Source organism: Streptomyces sp. NPDC050287, from assembly GCF_044459385.1.
In the GTDB taxonomy this organism is placed as follows: Bacteria; Actinomycetota; Actinomycetes; order Streptomycetales; family Streptomycetaceae; genus Streptomyces.
Map to the genome: position 1 here is coordinate 211,085 of NZ_JBITIY010000002.1, position 19,448 is coordinate 230,532.

Annotated in this window: 14 protein-coding genes; 13 read left to right on the forward strand and 1 reads right to left on the reverse strand. The window is 66.8% G+C overall.

The genetic code is table 11. The features are described 5' to 3' along the window. Positions 1-119: 119 nt before the first annotated feature. The 7 genes from rplK (at position 120) to ACIBK3_RS06325 (ending at position 11,779) form a co-directional block, all read left to right on the forward strand. The gene (rplK, locus tag ACIBK3_RS06295) at positions 120-554 is read left to right on the forward strand and encodes a 50S ribosomal protein L11 (protein ID WP_020135826.1); all 435 of its coding nucleotides are present in this window, start codon (positions 120-122) and stop codon (positions 552-554) included. A 97-nt stretch (positions 555-651) separates the two neighbouring features. Then, on the forward strand, positions 652-1,377 hold the full coding sequence (rplA, locus tag ACIBK3_RS06300) for a 50S ribosomal protein L1 (RefSeq protein WP_030671913.1): 726 nt from the start codon (positions 652-654) through the stop codon (positions 1,375-1,377). A 134-nt stretch (positions 1,378-1,511) separates the two neighbouring features. Continuing rightward, positions 1,512-2,369, forward strand: coding sequence for a hypothetical protein (locus ACIBK3_RS06305; RefSeq protein ID WP_399362474.1), 858 nt, complete (start codon positions 1,512-1,514; stop codon positions 2,367-2,369). Positions 2,370-2,670: 301 nt separating this feature from the next. After that, positions 2,671-3,201, forward strand: coding sequence for a 50S ribosomal protein L10 (gene rplJ / locus ACIBK3_RS06310; RefSeq protein ID WP_399362476.1), 531 nt, complete (start codon positions 2,671-2,673; stop codon positions 3,199-3,201). 134 nt (positions 3,202-3,335) lie between these two features. After that, complete coding sequence (rplL, locus tag ACIBK3_RS06315; protein ID WP_399362478.1) at positions 3,336-3,719, forward strand: 50S ribosomal protein L7/L12; 384 nt, start codon at positions 3,336-3,338, stop codon at positions 3,717-3,719. A gap of 580 nt (positions 3,720-4,299) precedes the next feature. Then, the gene (gene rpoB / locus ACIBK3_RS06320) at positions 4,300-7,785 is read left to right on the forward strand and encodes a DNA-directed RNA polymerase subunit beta (protein WP_399362480.1); all 3,486 of its coding nucleotides are present in this window, start codon (positions 4,300-4,302) and stop codon (positions 7,783-7,785) included. Positions 7,786-7,879: 94 nt separating this feature from the next. After that, positions 7,880-11,779: a DNA-directed RNA polymerase subunit beta' gene (locus tag ACIBK3_RS06325; RefSeq protein ID WP_398658379.1), complete on the forward strand. Its 3,900-nt coding sequence runs from the start codon at positions 7,880-7,882 to the stop codon at positions 11,777-11,779. Between the two features lie 429 nt (positions 11,780-12,208). Here ACIBK3_RS06325 and ACIBK3_RS06330 read toward each other — a convergent pair whose 3' ends face one another. Next, a complete protein-coding gene (locus ACIBK3_RS06330) occupies positions 12,209-12,352 on the reverse strand; it encodes a hypothetical protein (protein ID WP_399362482.1) in 144 nt (47 codons plus the stop codon). Here ACIBK3_RS06330 and ACIBK3_RS06335 point away from each other — a divergent pair. The 6 genes from ACIBK3_RS06335 to ACIBK3_RS06360 all read left to right on the forward strand — a co-directional run bounded on the left by ACIBK3_RS06335 (position 12,351) and on the right by ACIBK3_RS06360 (position 19,187). Then, entirely contained in the window at positions 12,351-12,812 is a 462-nt protein-coding gene (locus tag ACIBK3_RS06335) for a DUF1707 and DUF4190 domain-containing protein (protein ID WP_399362484.1), read from the forward strand. The two genes, ACIBK3_RS06330 and ACIBK3_RS06335, sit on opposite strands and share 2 nt — an antisense overlap. Positions 12,813-13,246: 434 nt before the next feature. Next, entirely contained in the window at positions 13,247-13,618 is a 372-nt protein-coding gene (gene rpsL, locus ACIBK3_RS06340) for a 30S ribosomal protein S12 (protein ID WP_003948652.1), read from the forward strand. Positions 13,619-13,620: 2 nt separating this feature from the next. After that, a complete protein-coding gene (rpsG, locus tag ACIBK3_RS06345) occupies positions 13,621-14,091 on the forward strand; it encodes a 30S ribosomal protein S7 (RefSeq protein WP_003998848.1) in 471 nt (156 codons plus the stop codon). 39 nt (positions 14,092-14,130) lie between these two features. Further along, positions 14,131-16,260 carry an elongation factor G gene (fusA, locus tag ACIBK3_RS06350; RefSeq protein ID WP_399362486.1) on the forward strand — a complete coding sequence of 710 codons (2,130 nt, stop codon included), beginning with the start codon at positions 14,131-14,133 and terminating at the stop codon, positions 16,258-16,260. A gap of 157 nt (positions 16,261-16,417) precedes the next feature. Further along, the gene (gene tuf, locus ACIBK3_RS06355; protein WP_030671874.1) at positions 16,418-17,611 is read left to right on the forward strand and encodes an elongation factor Tu; all 1,194 of its coding nucleotides are present in this window, start codon (positions 16,418-16,420) and stop codon (positions 17,609-17,611) included. Between the two features lie 355 nt (positions 17,612-17,966). Next, positions 17,967-19,187 carry an acyltransferase family protein gene (locus tag ACIBK3_RS06360; RefSeq protein WP_399362489.1) on the forward strand — a complete coding sequence of 407 codons (1,221 nt, stop codon included), beginning with the start codon at positions 17,967-17,969 and terminating at the stop codon, positions 19,185-19,187. Positions 19,188-19,448 lie beyond the last annotated feature (261 nt).

A 19,448-nucleotide genomic window follows, 5' to 3' on the forward strand; every position in this document is an offset into this window, starting at 1 on the left:
GGCGATCGCTCGCGCGAGCGCCTGACCTGCTCGGTTTTTAGCCGCGCGGGCCTACCCGTTAGGGTTGTGCGGTTGCCTTCGGGCATCAGGACACTGACAGAAAAGACAGAGGACCCGGAATGCCTCCCAAGAAGAAGAAGGTCACGGGGCTCATCAAGCTCCAGATCCAGGCCGGCGCCGCCAACCCGGCTCCGCCGGTCGGCCCCGCGCTGGGTCAGCACGGCGTCAACATCATGGAGTTCTGCAAGGCCTACAACGCCGCGACCGAGTCGCAGCGTGGCTGGGTGATCCCGGTGGAGATCACGGTCTACGAGGACCGCTCCTTCACCTTCATCACCAAGACGCCGCCGGCCGCGAAGATGATCCTGAAGGCCGCGGGCATCGAGAAGGGCTCCGGCGAGCCGCACAAGACCAAGGTCGCCAAGATCACCCAGGCGCAGGTCCGCGAGATCGCCACGACCAAGCTGCCCGACCTCAACGCCAACGACCTGGACGCCGCCGCGAAGATCATCGCCGGTACCGCGCGTTCCATGGGCGTCACGGTCGAGGGCTGAACCCCACCTTCGTAGAGACAGACGCGGCTGAGAAGCCGCACGTGGCAGGGCCTGCTCGGCCCGTACCACGACTCCTTCAGAACACACAGGAGCAGTTGTGAGCAAGCGCAGCAAGGCTCTCCGCGCTGCGGACGCCAAGATCGACCGGGAGAAGCTGTACGCCCCGCTCGAGGCCGTCCGTCTCGCCAAGGAGACCTCCACGACCAAGTTCGACGGCACCGTCGAGGTCGCCTTCCGCCTGGGTGTCGACCCGCGCAAGGCCGATCAGATGGTCCGTGGCACCGTGAACCTCCCGCACGGCACCGGCAAGACCGCCCGGGTCCTGGTCTTCGCGACCGGTGACCGTGCCGAGGCCGCGACCGCCGCGGGCGCCGACATCGTCGGCTCCGACGAACTGATCGACGAGGTGTCGAAGGGCCGTCTGGACTTCGACGCCGTCGTCGCCACCCCGGACCTCATGGGCAAGGTCGGCCGCCTCGGCCGCGTCCTCGGCCCGCGTGGTCTGATGCCCAACCCGAAGACCGGCACCGTGACCCCGGACGTGGCCAAGGCCGTGACCGAGATCAAGGGCGGCAAAATCGAGTTCCGCGTCGACAAGCACTCGAACCTGCACTTCATCATCGGCAAGTCGTCCTTCGACGACACCAAGCTGGTGGAGAACTACGGCGCGGCCCTGGAGGAGATCCTCCGCCTGAAGCCGTCCGCCGCCAAGGGTCGCTACATCAAGAAGGCCGCGATCAGCACCACGATCGGCCCCGGCATCCCGGTCGACCCGAACCGCACCCGCAACCTCCTCGTCGAGGAGGACCCGGCCGCTGTCTGACCGGGTCGAGCCTGCCGGCTCGCCACAGCATGCGACGGGCCCCGTACCTCCCTCCGAGGTACGGGGCCCGTTCGCATGTGCGGATGCCGTGCCCTGGGTTAGCGTGCGAACACGGCAACGGCACAGGGGGACGTATGAAGTGCACGGACGGACGCCGCATCGCCCTCGCGGTCGCGACGGCGGCCGCGCTCACGGGAGCGGCCGCCTGCACCTCCTCCGGGCCCTCCGGCAAGCCCGCGAACAGCCGAGGGCCGAGCGCCGCGTCCCTGGCGGCCCTGCGCTCCGCCGAGCGGTCCACCGACCGCGCCGATTCGGCCCGGGTGCGGTCCACGACCGTCATGGGCACCCAGCTGTCCGTGAAGGCAGACGGAGCCCTTCGCTGGGGCGACGGCCTCACCGGCGCCGTCACCATCACGTACACCGGCGGCACGACGGCCGAGACGATGCGCGCGCTCGGCATCACCTCCATGGAGGCCCGCTACCTGTCCGACGCCTACTACGCGCGGGCAGGCGACGCGTTCGCCGGGAAGACCGGCGGCAGGCACTGGATCAAGTACGGGTACGGCGATCTCGCGGCACTCGGCGGCGGCGCGGTCGCGAACTTCGCCGACCAGATGCGCAACACCACCCCCAACCAGTCGGTGAAGCTGCTGCTGGACTCCGAGGACGTGTACAGGGTCGGGGAGGAGAAGGTCGGCGGGCGGACCGCCACGCACTACTCCGGGACCGTCGCCATCGGTGAGGTCACCGACGCCCGGCTCAGGAAGCAGCTCCAGGAGGCCGGCGTCACCACCGAGACCGTCGACATCTGGGTGGACGACCGGAACCTGCTGGTCAAGAAGGTCGAGAAGAGCCGGACGGCGGCCGGCGAACTGACCCAGACCGCCTACTACAGCGACTACGGCGTACGGGTCCAGGTGCGCGAGCCGCCCGCCGACGACACCGCGGACTTCAGGAAACTGCTGGCTCAGCAGAGCGCCTCGCCCTCCTGAGTCCCAGGGCCCAGAGCGTCGTACGACCGGATTTGCCTGCCGGCGATCCGGTCGCGTACTCTCCTACAGAAGCCAAAGACCGCTGGTCGTTGCCGTGTGCTCGTGAGAGGGCTCGGTGGCCGAAGGATCCGCTGAAAAGTGCGGACGACCCGCGCAGGTGACTGTGGAAGTACTCCCGGGAACTCGCCGCTTACGCTGCGAATGTCCGGTAGAGCTACGCCCCGTGCGCCTGCGCCGGGGCGTTTCGTTTTGCCCAGCCCCTTCCGAGCGGTCGTCATCACCCGGAAGGAGGCCGACGCTCATGGCAAGGCCCGACAAGGCTGCCGCGGTGGCCGAGCTCGCGGAGCAGTTCCGCAGCTCGAACGCCGCCGTGCTGACCGAGTACCGGGGTCTCACCGTGGCGCAGCTCAAGACGCTGCGCCGTTCGCTCGGTGAGAACGCCCAGTACGCCGTGGTGAAGAACACGCTGACCAAGATTGCGGCCAACGAGGCCGGGATCTCGACGCTCGACGACCTGTTCAACGGTCCGACGGCAGTTGCCTTCGTCACCGGTGACCCGGTGGTGTCGGCGAAGGGTCTTCGTGACTTCGCCAAGGACAACCCGAACCTCGTCATCAAGGGCGGTGTCCTTGACGGCAAGGTGCTGTCCGCCGACGAGATCAAGAAGCTTGCGGACCTCGAGTCCCGCGAGGTTCTGCTCTCCAAGCTGGCGGGTGCCTTCAAGGGCAAGCAGTCCCAGGCTGCTTCGCTCTTCCAGGCGCTTCCGTCGAAGCTCGTCCGCACCGTGGACGCCCTTCGCGCCAAGCAAGAAGAGCAGGGCGGTGCCGAGTAACTCGGCTCGCGCAGTGACCGCCGCCTGAGGCAGCCGGAAGGCACGCCTGAAGCAGTGGTCGTAGCGGGCCGAACGTACGCCCGCCATACATGTACATCCCGGCACCAGCCGAATTAGTGGAAGGATCGCCCCCCATGGCGAAGCTCAGCCAGGAAGACCTGCTCGCGCAGTTCGAGGAGATGACCCTCATCGAGCTCTCCGAGTTCGTGAAGGCCTTCGAGACGAAGTTCGACGTCACCGCCGCCGCCGCGGTCGCCGCGGTCGCCCCGGGCGCCCCGGGTGCCCCGGTCGAGCAGGAGGAGGAGAAGGACGAGTTCGACGTCATCCTCACCGGCGCCGGCGAGAAGAAGATCCAGGTCATCAAGGTCGTGCGTGAGCTGACCTCCCTGGGTCTGAAGGAGGCCAAGGACCTCGTGGACGGCGCTCCGAAGCCGGTCCTCGAGAAGGTCGCCAAGGACGCCGCCGAGAAGGCCGCCGAGTCCCTCAAGGGCGCCGGCGCCTCCGTCGAGGTCAAGTGACCCCACGGAGTCCGCAGGACTCTCCAGCCCGCTGACACGGTCCCTCTGAGAGGGCTGTAACGCTGAGGCAGCGAAGAGCGATCATCCATCCGGGTGGTCGCTCTTCGGCGTTTCTGGAGGGGTGGCCACGGTTACCTTGCACTCGCGTATGCGGGGGGTATGGTGATCTTCGTCGTGTCTCCGGGTGCCCAGGGTTCGGGCAAGGGAGGCCTTGACGAACCGCACGCAGCGCGCAATTCTCAGGACGCGTCGTCACAACGGATCCGAATCCGAGGCATGGATCGACGGCGAAGAGGGCAGTATCAACGTGCGTTGAGGGCAGGCATGCCAAGGGCGTTGAGGACAACGAGGGTCACAGAAAATCGGGGCTGGACATCAGTGCGCCAAGTGGCTACACTGACCCTTTGCGCTGCCTGTTAGCTGCCTCCTGCCCGTCACCAGGGGCATGCCCTCACTCGAGCATCGGGAAACAGACCGTCTTGGATCAGGTCCTTTGGCCTGTCAGGCACTGTCTGTCCTCGGGCACGGGAGAGGGACCGGTACGCGCGTAGTGAGTCCGAGCCCTCGGAAGGACCCCCTCTTGGCCGCCTCGCGCACTGCCTCGACCGCGAATACGAACAACGGCGCCAGCACCGCCCCGCTGCGCATCTCCTTTGCAAAGATCAAGGAGCCCCTCGAGGTTCCGAACCTTCTCGCGCTGCAAACCGAGAGCTTTGACTGGCTGCTCGGCAACGACGCGTGGAAGGCTCGCGTCGAGGCGGCTCTGGATTCCGGTCAGGACGTCCCCACCAAGTCCGGTCTGGAGGAGATCTTCGAGGAGATCTCCCCGATCGAGGACTTCTCCGGGTCGATGTCGCTGACGTTCCGCGACCACCGTTTCGAGCCGCCGAAGAACAGCATCGACGAGTGCAAGGAGCGCGACTTCACGTACGCGGCTCCGCTCTTCGTGACGGCCGAGTTCACCAACAACGAAACCGGCGAGATCAAGTCCCAGACCGTCTTCATGGGCGACTTCCCGCTCATGACCGGCAAGGGCACCTTCGTCATCAACGGCACCGAGCGTGTCGTGGTGTCACAGCTGGTCCGCTCGCCCGGTGTCTACTTCGACTCCTCCATCGACAAGACGTCCGACAAGGACATCTTCTCTGCCAAGATCATCCCGTCCCGGGGTGCCTGGCTGGAGATGGAGATCGACAAGCGCGACATGGTCGGTGTGCGCATCGACCGCAAGCGCAAGCAGTCCGTGACCGTTCTGCTCAAGGCTCTCGGCTGGACGACCGAGCAGATCCTCGAGGAGTTCGGCGAGTACGAGTCCATGCGCGCCACCCTGGAGAAGGACCACACCCAGGGCCAGGACGACGCGCTGCTCGACATCTACCGCAAGCTCCGTCCGGGCGAGCCGCCGACGCGCGAGGCCGCGCAGACGCTGCTCGAGAACCTCTACTTCAACCCGAAGCGCTACGACCTCGCCAAGGTCGGCCGCTACAAGGTGAACAAGAAGCTCGGCGCGGACGAGCCGCTGGACGCCGGTGTGCTCACCACCGACGACATCATCGCCACCATCAAGTACCTGGTGAAGCTGCACGCCGGTGAGACCGAGACGGTCGGCGAGTCCGGTCGCTCGATCATGGTCGAGACCGACGACATCGACCACTTCGGCAACCGTCGCATCCGCAGCGTCGGCGAGCTGATCCAGAACCAGGTCCGTACGGGTCTCGCCCGTATGGAGCGTGTCGTGCGTGAGCGCATGACCACCCAGGACGTCGAGGCGATCACGCCGCAGACCCTGATCAACATCCGGCCGGTCGTCGCCTCCATCAAGGAGTTCTTCGGCACCAGCCAGCTGTCCCAGTTCATGGACCAGAACAACCCGCTGTCGGGTCTGACGCACAAGCGTCGTCTCAACGCGCTCGGCCCGGGTGGTCTGTCCCGTGAGCGGGCCGGCTTCGAGGTCCGTGACGTGCACCCCTCGCACTACGGCCGCATGTGCCCGATCGAGACGCCGGAAGGCCCGAACATCGGCCTGATCGGCTCGCTGGCCTCCTATGGGCGGGTCAACGCGTTCGGCTTCATCGAGACGCCGTACCGCAAGGTCGTCGAGGGCCGGGTCACCGACGAGGTCGACTACCTGACCGCCGACGAGGAGGACCGCTTCGTCATCGCGCAGGCCAACGCGCCGCTGACCGACGAGTTCCACTTCGCCGAGTCCCGTGTGCTGGTCCGCCGTCGTGGCGGAGAGGTCGACTACGTCCCCGGTGACGACGTCGACTACATGGACGTCTCGCCGCGCCAGATGGTGTCGGTCGCGACCGCCATGATCCCGTTCCTGGAGCACGACGACGCCAACCGTGCCCTCATGGGCGCGAACATGATGCGTCAGGCCGTGCCGCTCATCAAGTCCGAGTCCCCGCTCGTCGGCACCGGCATGGAGTACCGCTCCGCAGCCGACGCCGGCGACGTGGTCAAGGCCGAGAAGGACGGTGTGGTCCAGGAGGTCTCCGCGGACTACATCACCACCGCCAACGACGACGGCACGTACATCACGTACCGCCTGGCCAAGTTCTCGCGCTCCAACCAGGGCACCTCGGTCAACCAGAAGGTCATCGTCAACGAGGGCGACCGGATCATCGAAGGCCAGGTCCTGGCCGACGGCCCGGCCACCGAGAACGGCGAGATGGCGCTGGGCAAGAACCTGCTCGTGGCGTTCATGCCGTGGGAGGGTCACAACTACGAGGACGCGATCATCCTGTCGCAGCGCCTCGTGCAGGACGACGTCCTCTCCTCGATCCACATCGAGGAGCACGAGGTCGACGCCCGTGACACCAAGCTCGGCCCCGAGGAGATCACCCGGGACATCCCGAACGTCTCCGAGGAGGTCCTCGCCGACCTCGACGAGCGCGGCATCATCCGGATCGGTGCCGAGGTCGTCGCCGGAGACATCCTGGTCGGCAAGGTCACGCCCAAGGGTGAGACCGAGCTGACCCCGGAGGAGCGCCTGCTGCGCGCGATCTTCGGTGAGAAGGCCCGTGAGGTCCGTGACACCTCTCTGAAGGTGCCGCACGGCGAGATCGGCAAGGTCATCGGCGTCCGCGTCTTCGACCGTGAAGAGGGCGACGAGCTGCCGCCGGGCGTGAACCAGCTGGTTCGTGTCTACGTGGCGCAGAAGCGCAAGATCACCGACGGTGACAAGCTCGCCGGCCGGCACGGCAACAAGGGTGTCATCTCCAAGATCCTGCCCATCGAGGACATGCCGTTCCTCGAGGACGGGACCCCGGTCGACATCATCCTCAACCCGCTCGGCGTGCCGTCCCGGATGAACCCGGGACAGGTGCTGGAGATCCACCTCGGCTGGCTCGCCAGCCGCGGCTGGGACGTCTCCGGTCTCGCCGACGAGTGGGCGCAGCGACTGCAGGTCATCGGCGCCGACCAGGTCGAGCCCGGCACCAACGTCGCCACCCCCGTCTTCGACGGTGCGCGTGAGGACGAGCTCGCCGGTCTGCTGCAGCACACCATCCCGAACCGCGACGGGGACCGCCTGGTCCTCCCGACCGGCAAGGCGAGGCTGTACGACGGCCGCTCCGGCGAGCCGTTCCCGGAGCCGATCTCGGTCGGCTACATGTACATCCTCAAGCTCCACCACCTGGTCGACGACAAGCTCCACGCCCGTTCGACCGGTCCGTACTCGATGATCACCCAGCAGCCGCTGGGTGGTAAGGCCCAGTTCGGTGGCCAGCGCTTCGGTGAGATGGAGGTGTGGGCGCTGGAGGCATACGGCGCCGCATACGCCCTCCAGGAGCTGCTGACCATCAAGTCCGACGACGTGACCGGCCGCGTGAAGGTCTACGAGGCCATCGTCAAGGGCGAGAACATCCCCGAGCCCGGCATCCCCGAGTCCTTCAAGGTGCTCATCAAGGAGATGCAGTCCCTGTGCCTCAACGTGGAGGTGCTGTCCTCGGACGGCATGTCCATCGAGATGCGCGACACCGACGAGGACGTCTTCCGCGCTGCGGAGGAGCTTGGCATCGACCTGTCCCGGCGTGAGCCGAGCAGCGTCGAAGAGGTCTGACGGGAGTTCGGAGGCCTTCGTCATGAAGGCCTCCGGCCCCAGGACCCCCGTATCAGACCCCATGACTTACAACCCTGAGAGGGATTGACGCATAGTGCTCGACGTCAACTTCTTCGATGAGCTCCGGATCGGTCTGGCCACGGCTGACGACATCCGTCAGTGGAGCCACGGCGAGGTCAAGAAGCCTGAGACCATCAACTACCGCACCCTCAAGCCCGAGAAGGACGGACTCTTCTGCGAGAAGATCTTCGGTCCGACCCGGGACTGGGAGTGCTACTGCGGCAAGTACAAGCGTGTCCGGTTCAAGGGCATCATCTGTGAGCGCTGCGGCGTCGAGGTGACTCGCGCCAAGGTGCGCCGTGAGCGGATGGGCCACATCGAACTGGCCGCCCCCGTCACGCACATCTGGTACTTCAAGGGCGTTCCGTCGCGCCTTGGCTACCTGCTCGACCTCGCCCCGAAGGACCTGGAGAAGGTCATCTACTTCGCGGCGTACATGATCACGTTCGTCGACGAGGAGCGCCGCACCCGCGACCTGCCCTCCCTGGAGGCGCACGTCTCCGTCGAGCGGCAGCAGATCGAGAACCGCCGGGACGCCGACCTGGAGGCCCGCGCCAAGAAGCTCGAGACCGACCTGGCCGAGCTGGAGGCCGAGGGCGCCAAGGCCGACGTGCGCCGCAAGGTGCGCGAAGGTGCCGAGCGGGAGATGAAGCAGCTGCGTGACCGTGCGCAGCGCGAGATCGACCGTCTCGACGAGGTGTGGACCCGGTTCAAGAACCTCAAGGTCCAGGACCTCGAGGGCGACGAGCTCCTCTACCGCGAGCTGCGTGACCGCTTCGGCACGTACTTCGACGGCTCGATGGGTGCGGCTGCCCTGCAGAAGCGCCTGGAGTCCTTCGACCTGGACGAGGAGGCCGAGCGCCTCCGCGAGATCATCCGTACCGGCAAGGGCCAGAAGAAGACCCGTGCGCTCAAGCGCCTCAAGGTCGTCTCCGCGTTCCTGCAGACCAGCAACAGCCCCAAGGGCATGGTGCTCGACTGCGTGCCGGTCATCCCGCCGGACCTTCGCCCGATGGTGCAGCTGGACGGTGGCCGCTTCGCGACCTCCGACCTGAACGACCTGTACCGCCGTGTGATCAACCGCAACAACCGCCTGAAGCGGCTTCTCGACCTCGGCGCGCCCGAGATCATCGTGAACAACGAGAAGCGCATGCTCCAGGAGGCCGTCGACGCGCTCTTCGACAACGGCCGTCGTGGTCGCCCGGTCACGGGTCCCGGCAACCGTCCGCTGAAGTCGCTGTCCGACATGCTCAAGGGCAAGCAGGGCCGCTTCCGTCAGAACCTGCTCGGCAAGCGAGTCGACTACTCGGCGCGTTCCGTGATCGTCGTCGGCCCGCAGCTGAAGCTGCACCAGTGCGGTCTGCCGAAGGCGATGGCGCTGGAGCTCTTCAAGCCGTTCGTGATGAAGCGCCTGGTCGACCTGAACCACGCGCAGAACATCAAGAGCGCCAAGCGGATGGTCGAGCGCGGCCGCACGGTCGTGTACGACGTCCTCGAAGAGGTCATCGCGGAGCACCCGGTTCTGCTGAACCGTGCGCCCACCCTGCACCGCCTCGGCATCCAGGCCTTCGAGCCGCAGCTGGTCGAGGGCAAGGCCATCCAGATCCACCCGCTCGTGTGCACCGCGTTCAACGCGGACTTCGACGGCGACCAGATGGCCGTGCACCTTCCGCTGTCCGCGGAGGCGCAGGCCGAGGCCCGCATCCTGATGCTGTCCTCGAACAACATCCTCAAGCCGGCCGACGGCCGTCCGGTGACGATGCCGACCCAGGACATGGTCCTCGGTCTGTTCTTCCTCACCACCGACGGCGAGATGCGGAACGTGAAGGGCGAGGACCGCTCCTTCTCCTCCGTGGCCGAGGCGATCATGGCGTTCGACGCCGGCGAGCTCTCGCTGCAGTCGCGCGTGGACATCCGCTTCCCGGTGGGCACCATCCCGCCGCGCGGCTGGACCCCGCCGGCGCAGGAGGAGGGCGAGCCCGAGTGGCAGCAGGGTGACTCGTTCCGGCTGCGGACGACCCTGGGCCGCGCGCTCTTCAACGAGCTGCTGCCCGAGGACTACCCGTTCGTCGACTACGAGGTCGGCAAGAAGCAGCTCTCCGAGATCGTCAACGACCTCGCCGAGCGCTACCCGAAGGTCATCGTGGCGGCGACGCTCGACAACCTGAAGGCGTCCGGCTTCTACTGGGCGACCCGTTCCGGTGTCACCGTGGCCATCTCCGACGTCGTCGTTCCCGAGGCGAAGAAGGAGATCGTCAAGGGCTACGAGGCGCAGGACGAGAAGGTCCAGAAGCAGTACGAGCGCGGCCTGATCACCAAGGACGAGCGCACGCAGGAGCTCATCGCGATCTGGACCAAGGCGACCAACGAGGTCGCCGAGGCGATGAACGACAACTTCCCGAAGACCAACCCGATCTTCATGATGGTGAACTCGGGTGCACGAGGCAACATGATGCAGATGCGTCAGATCGCCGGTATGCGTGGTCTGGTGTCGAACGCGAAGAACGAGACGATCCCGCGTCCGATCAAGGCGTCGTTCCGTGAGGGCCTGTCCGTGCTGGAGTACTTCATCTCCACGCACGGTGCCCGTAAGGGTCTGGCGGACACCGCCCTGCGTACCGCCGACTCGGGTTACCTCACCCGTCGTCTGGTGGACGTCTCGCAGGACGTCATCATCCGCGAGGAGGACTGCGGCACCGAGCGCGGCCTCAAGCTGGCCATCGCCGAGCGCGGCGCCGACGGCGTCCTGCGCAAGGCGGACAACGCCGAGACCAGCGTGTACGCGCGCTGCCTCGCCGAGGACATCGTCGTCGACGGGAAGGTGCTCGCCCCGGCGGGCGTCGACCTCGGTGACGTCCTCATCGACCAGCTGGTCGCCGCGGGCATCGAGACGGTCAAGACCCGCTCGGTCCTGACCTGCGAGTCCGCCGTCGGCACCTGCGCGATGTGCTACGGCCGCTCGCTGGCCACCGGCAAGCTGGTCGACATCGGCGAGGCGGTCGGCATCATCGCCGCCCAGTCCATCGGTGAGCCCGGTACCCAGCTGACGATGCGTACCTTCCACACCGGTGGTGTGGCCGGTGACGACATCACCCAGGGTCTGCCGCGTGTCGTCGAGCTCTTCGAGGCCCGTACCCCGAAGGGTGTCGCCCCGATCTCCGAGGCCTCCGGCCGCGTGCGGATCGAGGAGACCGAGAAGACCAAGAAGATCGTCATCACCCCGGACGACGGCAGCGACGAGACGGCGTTCCCGATCTCGAAGCGTGCCCGACTCCTGGTCAGCGAGGGCGAGCACGTCGAGGTGGGCCAGAAGCTCACCGTGGGTGCCACCAACCCGCACGACGTGCTGCGCATCCTGGGCCAGCGTGCCGTCCAGGTCCACCTGGTCGGCGAGGTCCAGAAGGTCTACAACTCGCAGGGTGTGTCGATCCACGACAAGCACATCGAGATCATCATCCGGCAGATGCTGCGCCGCGTGACGATCATCGAGTCCGGCGACGCCGAGCTGCTGCCCGGCGAGCTGGTCGAGCGCTCCCGCTTCGAGCAGGAGAACCGTCGTGTGGTCCAGGAGTCCGGTCACCCGGCCTCCGGTCGTCCGCAGCTCATGGGCATCACCAAGGCCTCGCTGGCCACGGAGTCCTGGCTGTCGGCGGCGTCCTTCCAGGAGACGACCAGGGTCCTCACGGACGCGGCGATCAACGCCAAGTCCGACTCCCTGATCGGCCTCAAGGAGAACGTCATCATCGGTAAGCTCATCCCGGCCGGTACGGGTCTGTCCCGCTACCGCAACATCCGGGTCGAGCCGACCGAGGAGGCCAAGGCCGCGATGTACTCGGCCGTCGGCTACGACGACATCGACTACTCGCCGTTCGGCACGGGCTCCGGTCAGGCCGTTCCGCTGGAGGACTACGACTACGGTCCGTACAACCAGTAGGCGAGCGATCGCTTGACCTGAAGGGCGGTCACCCTGTGGGGTGGCCGCCCTTCGGCGTGTCAGCGACCGGCCTCAGGGCGGCCGGGAGGAACGGCCGGCAGGGGCGACAATCGGCCGCACCGGCGGAGGTATTCCGTCGCCGCACGCCGGCGTTGGCGCATCATGGAGACATCTCGTCGTCCGGGAGGTGCTCCCCGTGTCGTACCCGTCGTGGCAGCCGTGGCAGGACAAGGACGAGTCGCAGTCGAGGCAGGAGCAGGAGCAGGGGCCGGGGGAGCGGAGGCAGAGAGGGCCCGGGCACGGAGGGCAGGGGCCGGGAGAGCGGGCGCTGGGGCCTGCTGGAGGCGTCCGTGGGGGCGCTCCGGGGGGCTGGCCGGTCATGGGGCAGGTGCGGCCCTGGCAGGGCCGTACGCAGGCTTACGGCCATGTCTACGGCAATGTCCCGTCGTCCTCGCCGGCCGCGGCCTCTTCGTCCTCGCCGGCCACGCCGGCCACGCCGGCCACGCCGGCCACGCCGGCCACGCCGGCCACGCCGGCCACGCCGGCCACGCCGGCCACGTCGGCCTCCTTCATGCTTGCCTCCCACGCCGACCGTGAGCGGGCCGTCGACGTGCTCCGAGCCGGGTACGGCGAGGGCAGGCTGGAGAAGGGGGAGTTCGACACCCGGGTGGGACGGGCCTATGCGGCTCGGACGGTGGGGGAGCTGGCGCTGCTCGTCGCCGATCTGCCTGCCGGACCCGTACCGCAGCCGGGGGTCGTGGGGATGCCGCGGACGTTCCTGCCGGCGCCGCGGCCGCGGACGAACGGGAAGGCCGTGGCGGCCGCCGTGTGCGGGCTGCTGTGTCTGCCGACCATCGGGCTCACCGGGCTGCCGGCGGTCGTCCTCGGGCATGCGGCACGTTCGGAGATCCGGCACAGCGGGGAGGGCGGTGACGGGCTGGCGATCACCGGGCTGGTCCTCGGGTGGCTGTCCACCGCGGGTTGGGCGCTCGTCCTGACGCTGTTGATCTTCGTCGGTCTCGCGACCAGCTGACGCCGTCCGACCGCGTGGAGCGAGCAGACCGGGCAGGGCGGAGCGGGGGGAGTACGGTGGCGGGCGTTGCGCGTGCGGTCGTAGATGGTGAAGGCGGTCGTAGATCGTGAAGGGATGCCGGGGACGGGCCGGCGCCGCATATTCGAAGATCATCTGCGGTGCGGGGGCTTGACATGAACTGCCCGGTGATCCGAGCGCGGTCCACTTGTTTTGACCGCAGCGAATGAGCTAGGTACCCTCAGACCTTGTGCCTGGGGTGTGCCCTGGCTCTCGTGCGTGCCTTCAACCGCACATAGGGAGCCGTCACTGGCCACCGTAATCTGCGCTCTTTCTGCCTCGCGGCGGGGGTCTGCAGCATTCGACACACCCGACCGCGTGGATCGGCGACGTTCCAGGTTAGCTTCACCATTCGGCACACAGAAACCGGAGAAGTAGTGCCTACGATCCAGCAGCTGGTCCGCAAGGGCCGGCAGGACAAGGTCGAGAAGAACAAGACGCCCGCACTCGAGGGTTCCCCTCAGCGTCGTGGCGTCTGCACGCGTGTGTTCACGACCACCCCGAAGAAGCCGAACTCGGCCCTGCGTAAGGTCGCGCGTGTGCGTCTGACCAGCGGGATCGAGGTCACCGCTTACATTCCGGGTGAGGGACACAACCTGCAGGAGCACTCCATCGTGCTCGTGCGTGGTGGCCGTGTGAAGGACCTGCCGGGTGTTCGCTACAAGATCATCCGCGGTTCCCTTGACACCCAGGGTGTGAAGAACCGCAAGCAGGCCCGCAGCCGCTACGGCGCCAAGAAGGAGAAGTAAGAATGCCTCGTAAGGGCCCCGCCCCGAAGCGCCCGGTCATCATCGACCCGGTCTACGGTTCTCCTCTTGTCACGTCGCTCATCAACAAGGTGCTGCTGAACGGCAAGCGCTCCACCGCCGAGCGCATCGTCTACGGCGCCATGGAGGGCCTGCGCGAGAAGACCGGCAACGACCCGGTCATCACGCTCAAGCGTGCTCTCGAGAACATCAAGCCGACCCTCGAGGTCAAGTCCCGCCGTGTCGGTGGCGCCACCTACCAGGTGCCGGTCGAGGTCAAGCCCGGCCGCGCCAACACGCTGGCGCTGCGCTGGCTCGTCGGTTACTCCCGCGCCCGTCGCGAGAAGACCATGACCGAGCGTCTCCTCAACGAGCTTCTCGATGCCTCCAACGGCCTCGGTGCGGCCGTGAAGAAGCGCGAGGACACCCACAAGATGGCCGAGTCCAACAAGGCCTTCGCGCACTACCGCTGGTAGTCGCTACCCACATCGAGACCGAGAGAAGACGAAAGCCTTATGGCTACCACTTCACTTGACCTGGCCAGGGTCCGCAACATCGGGATCATGGCCCACATCGACGCGGGCAAGACGACCACCACCGAGCGGATCCTGTTCTACACCGGTGTTTCGTACAAGATCGGTGAGGTCCACGACGGCGCTGCCACCATGGACTGGATGGAGCAGGAGCAGGAGCGTGGCATCACGATCACGTCTGCTGCGACCACCTGTCACTGGCCGCTCGAGGACAACGACTACACCATCAACATCATCGACACCCCCGGGCACGTCGACTTCACCGTAGAGGTGGAGCGCTCCCTGCGTGTGCTCGACGGTGCCGTGACGGTGTTCGACGGTGTCGCCGGTGTCGAGCCGCAGTCCGAGACGGTGTGGCGTCAGGCCGACCGTTACGGCGTGCCGCGTATCTGCTTCGTCAACAAGCTGGACCGTACCGGCGCCGAGTTCCACCGCTGCGTGGACATGATCTCGGACCGCCTGGGCGCTCAGCCGCTGGTCATGCAGCTCCCGATCGGTGCCGAGGCCGACTTCAAGGGCGTCGTGGACCTGGTCCGCATGAAGGCGCTCGTGTGGTCCGCCGAGGCCGCCAAGGGCGAGATGTACGACGTCGTCGACATCCCGGCCACGCACACCGAGGCTGCCGAGGAGTACCGCGGCAAGCTGATCGAGGGCGTCGCCGAGAACGACGAAGAGATCATGGAGCTGTACCTGGAGGGCCAGGAGCCCACCGAGGAGCAGCTGTACGCCGCGATCCGTCGCATCACCATCGCGTCCGGCAAGTCCAACGACACCACGGTCACCCCGGTGTTCTGCGGTACCGCGTTCAAGAACAAGGGCGTCCAGCCCCTGCTCGACGCGGTCGTGCGCTACCTCCCCACGCCGCTCGACGTCGAGGCCATCGAGGGCCACGCCGTCAACGACCCGGAGGAGGTCGTCCGGCGCAAGCCGTCCGACGACGAGCCGCTGTCCGCCCTCGCGTTCAAGATCATGAGCGACCCGCACCTCGGCAAGCTCACCTTCGTCCGGGTCTACTCGGGCCGCCTCCAGTCCGGCACCGCGGTGCTGAACTCGGTCAAGGGCAAGAAGGAGCGCATCGGCAAGATCTACCGCATGCACGCGAACAAGCGTGAGGAGATCGAGTCGGTGGGCGCCGGCGACATCGTCGCCGTCATGGGCCTGAAGCAGACCACCACCGGTGAGACGCTGTCCGACGACAAGAACCCGGTGATCCTGGAGTCCATGGACTTCCCGGCGCCGGTCATCCAGGTCGCGATCGAGCCCAAGTCCAAGGGTGACCAGGAGAAGCTGGGTGTCGCCATCCAGCGTCTCGCGGAGGAGGACCCCTCCTTCCAGGTTCACTCGGACGAGGAGACCGGCCAGACCATCATCGGTGGTATGGGCGAGCTGCACCTCGAGGTGCTGGTCGACCGTATGCGCCGTGAGTTCAAGGTCGAGGCCAACGTCGGCAAGCCGCAGGTCGCCTACCGCGAGACGATCCGCAAGGCCGTCGAGCGCGTGGACTACACCCACAAGAAGCAGACCGGTGGTACCGGTCAGTTCGCCAAGGTGCAGATCGCGATCGAGCCGATCACCGAGGCCGACGGTCCGGCGTACGAGTTCGTGAACAAGGTCACCGGTGGTCGTATCCCGAGGGAGTACATCCCTTCGGTCGACGCCGGTGCGCAGGAGGCCATGCAGTTCGGCATCCTCGCCGGCTACGAGATGACGGGCGTCCGCGTCACGCTGCTCGACGGTGCCTACCACGAGGTCGACTCCTCCGAGCTCGCCTTCAAGATCGCCGGTTCGCAGGCCTTCAAGGAGGCCGCGCGCAAGGCCAGCCCCGTGCTGCTCGAGCCGATGATGGCCGTCGAGGTCACCACGCCCGAGGACTACATGGGTGAGGTCATCGGCGACATCAACTCCCGCCGTGGCCAGATCCAGGCCATGGAGGAGCGGGCCGGTGCCCGCGTCGTGAAGGGCCTCGTGCCCCTTTCGGAGATGTTCGGCTACGTCGGAGACCTCCGCAGCAAGACCTCGGGTCGCGCAAGCTACTCGATGCAGTTCGACTCCTACGCCGAGGTTCCGCGGAACGTCGCCGAGGAGATCATCGCGAAGGCCAAGGGCGAGTAACGCACAGCGTTCACACGCCGTAGGCTTGACTCCGGAGCCTCGTGGGGCATTTCACCGCATGCGCGGAAGGAATGCCCCCGGGACCCGGGCCATCCAGCAAAGATCACCTGGCGCCGATGAAGTAAGGCGTACCAGAACCACTCCCAGGAGGACCCCAGTGGCGAAGGCGAAGTTCGAGCGGACTAAGCCGCACGTCAACATCGGCACCATCGGTCACATCGACCACGGTAAGACGACCCTCACGGCCGCCATTACCAAGGTGCTGCACGACGCGTTCCCGGACCTGAACGAGGCATCGGCGTTCGACCAGATCGACAAGGCTCCCGAAGAGCGCCAGCGCGGTATCACCATCTCCATCGCGCACGTCGAGTACCAGACGGAGACCCGTCACTACGCCCACGTCGACTGCCCCGGTCACGCGGACTACATCAAGAACATGATCACGGGTGCGGCGCAGATGGACGGCGCCATCCTCGTGGTCGCCGCCACCGACGGCCCGATGCCGCAGACCAAGGAGCACGTGCTCCTGGCCCGCCAGGTCGGCGTTCCGTACATCGTGGTCGCCCTGAACAAGGCCGACATGGTGGACGACGAGGAGATCCTGGAGCTCGTCGAGCTCGAGGTCCGTGAGCTCCTCTCCGAGTACGAGTTCCCGGGCGACGACCTGCCGGTCGTCAAGGTCTCCGCTCTGAAGGCCCTTGAGGGCGACAAGGAGTGGGGCCAGTCCGTCCTCGACCTGATGAAGGCCGTCGACGAGTCGATCCCGGAGCCCGAGCGCGACGTCGACAAGCCGTTCCTCATGCCCATCGAGGACGTCTTCACGATCACCGGTCGCGGTACGGTCGTCACCGGCCGTATCGAGCGTGGTGTCCTGAAGGTCAACGAGACCGTCGACATCATCGGCATCAAGACCGAGAAGACCACCACCACGGTCACCGGTATCGAGATGTTCCGCAAGCTGCTCGACGAGGGCCAGGCCGGTGAGAACGTCGGTCTGCTCCTCCGTGGCATCAAGCGCGAGGACGTCGAGCGCGGCCAGGTCATCATCAAGCCGGGCTCGGTCACCCCGCACACCGAGTTCGAGGCGCAGGCCTACATCCTGTCCAAGGACGAGGGTGGCCGCCACACGCCGTTCTTCAACAACTACCGTCCGCAGTTCTACTTCCGTACGACGGACGTGACCGGCGTCGTGACCCTCCCCGAGGGCACCGAGATGGTCATGCCGGGTGACAACACCGAGATGAAGGTGGAGCTCATCCAGCCCGTCGCCATGGAAGAGGGCCTGAAGTTCGCCATCCGTGAGGGTGGCCGGACGGTCGGCGCCGGCCAGGTCACCAAGATCAACAAGTAAGCTTGTTGACTTGACCTGGTAGCTCCAGCTTGATCTGAGCACCTGAAGGGGCCCGTACGACTTCGGTCGTGCGGGTCTCTTTGTCATGCGGGCCTTTTCGTCCGTGCTGCCTTTTTGCCCGTGCTGCCTTTTTGCCCGTGCGGGCGCGGGGCGTTCGGCATCGGGTCGGCCGCGGAGTATCAAGCGAAGAGTGGGGGAACGTTGCGCGACGCCGCGGCGATGGTTGGGGCAACTCCCTGTTTGTAGGGGCGGAATGTTCTTGTCTGTTCGCTGTGAGGTGGTTGGGGCGGCCGTAGCCTGAGGCGCCCGGCGACCGCCCCGGCCCGGGATCCCCTCAACCAGGACGGACGGACAGGTGTCGATGCACGGCGCGGACAGCAGAACGTCGATACCGCGGCGGGTTGTCGGCGGCTTGCAGCAGCCGCTCCCGCCGCTCGCCGTGCCAGGACAGCAACGGCCCCCGCAAGCCGCCCGGCCGGGCCGCCACGCCGTCGTACGCGAGCGTGTGGGCCGTCGGCTGTACGCCATCGACGGCATCCGGCTGCTGGCCGCCCTGATGGTCGCCGTGCACCACTACGCCGGCACCAACCGCGTCGACCAGCCGGGCAACGCCATCTGGGACCGGCCGGTGTCCGACGTCATGCCCACGGTGTTCCGGTTCGCCTCCTACGGCTGGATCGGCGTCGAGATCTTCTTCGTGATCAGCGGCTTCGTGATCTGCATGTCCTGCTGGGGGCGCACCCCAAGGCAGTTCTTCGTCTCCCGGGTGATCCGCCTCTACCCGGCGTACTGGTTCGCGGTCCTGTTCACGACGGGCGTGCTGGTGGCCGTACCCGGGGTGTGGGAGCGGCTGCGCCTGCGCGAGGTCCTGCTCAACCTCACGATGCTGCAGTCCGGTTCGGGTGTCGCGAACGTCGACGGCGTCTACTGGACGCTCTGGTCCGAGCTGCGCTTCTACCTGCTGTTCCTGGTTGTCGTCGCGACCGGGCTGACGTACCGCAAGGTCGTGGTCTTCTGCTGCGTGTGGGGCGCCGCCGCGATGCTCGCGCCGGTGGCGAAGTTCCCGCTCCTCGAGTTGGCCGCCAACCCGGACGGGGCCTGGTACTTCATCGCGGGCCTGGCGTTGTACCTCATGCACCGCTTCGGCCAGGACCTGCTGCTGTGGGGCATCCTCGCCATGGCCTGGCTGATGGGCCAGCGCGAACTCGGGCAGCGGATCGACGAGGTCGAGCATGTGTCCGGGTGGCGGGGGAGCGTCCTGATCTTCACCGTCTTCCTGCTGGCCATGGTCGCCATCGCCCTCGGCGCGACGGACCGGATCCGCTGGAAGTGGCTGGTGACGGCCGGCGCGCTGACGTATCCGCTGTACCTGATCCACTACGCGGCCGGTACGGCCCTGATCAACCGCCTCCGCGACACGATGGACGCGCGCCTGTTGATCGCCGTGATACTGGCCGGCTTCATGGTGCTGAGCTGGCTGGTGCACCGGTTCGTCGAGCGGCCGGTGGCGGGGCTGGTGAAGCGGGGGCTGGAGACGTCGTTCGCTCGGGTGCGGAATGCGGGGGAGGCGGGGTGAAGAAGGCGGCAGTAGGCGGAGTGAAGAGGTCGGCAGTTGAGGGAGTTGCCTCTTGAGTCGTCAAGTCAGTGCGTGGCTCTGTCGATCGTCGTTCCGTGTGGTGGTGCCACCCTCCACCTCGGACCGACTTCGTCTTGTACGTGTCGTAGCGGCGTACGCGTCCGGGCCTCATGGAACTGAGTACGAGTGCTCATGTGCGGCTCGTGGGGCTGCCGTTGACTGGAGTTGGTTTCCGGTCCCAGTCACTGGCCTGGCCCCTGG

Excerpts from the sequence above, each read along its gene's own strand:
- rplK (WP_020135826.1), top strand. The coding sequence starts at position 120 with ATGCCTCCCAAGAAGAAGAAGGTCACGGGGCTCATCAAGCTCCAGATC.
- ACIBK3_RS06305 (WP_399362474.1), top strand. The coding sequence starts at position 1,512 with ATGAAGTGCACGGACGGACGCCGCATCGCCCTCGCGGTCGCGACGGCG.
- rplJ (WP_399362476.1), top strand. The coding sequence starts at position 2,671 with ATGGCAAGGCCCGACAAGGCTGCCGCGGTGGCCGAGCTCGCGGAGCAG.
- rplL (WP_399362478.1), top strand. The coding sequence starts at position 3,336 with ATGGCGAAGCTCAGCCAGGAAGACCTGCTCGCGCAGTTCGAGGAGATG.
- ACIBK3_RS06335 (WP_399362484.1), top strand. The coding sequence starts at position 12,351 with ATGCTTGCCTCCCACGCCGACCGTGAGCGGGCCGTCGACGTGCTCCGA.
- ACIBK3_RS06330 (WP_399362482.1), bottom strand. The coding sequence starts at position 12,352 with ATGAAGGAGGCCGACGTGGCCGGCGTGGCCGGCGTGGCCGGCGTGGCC.
- rpsG (WP_003998848.1), top strand. The coding sequence starts at position 13,621 with ATGCCTCGTAAGGGCCCCGCCCCGAAGCGCCCGGTCATCATCGACCCG.
- fusA (WP_399362486.1), top strand. The coding sequence starts at position 14,131 with ATGGCTACCACTTCACTTGACCTGGCCAGGGTCCGCAACATCGGGATC.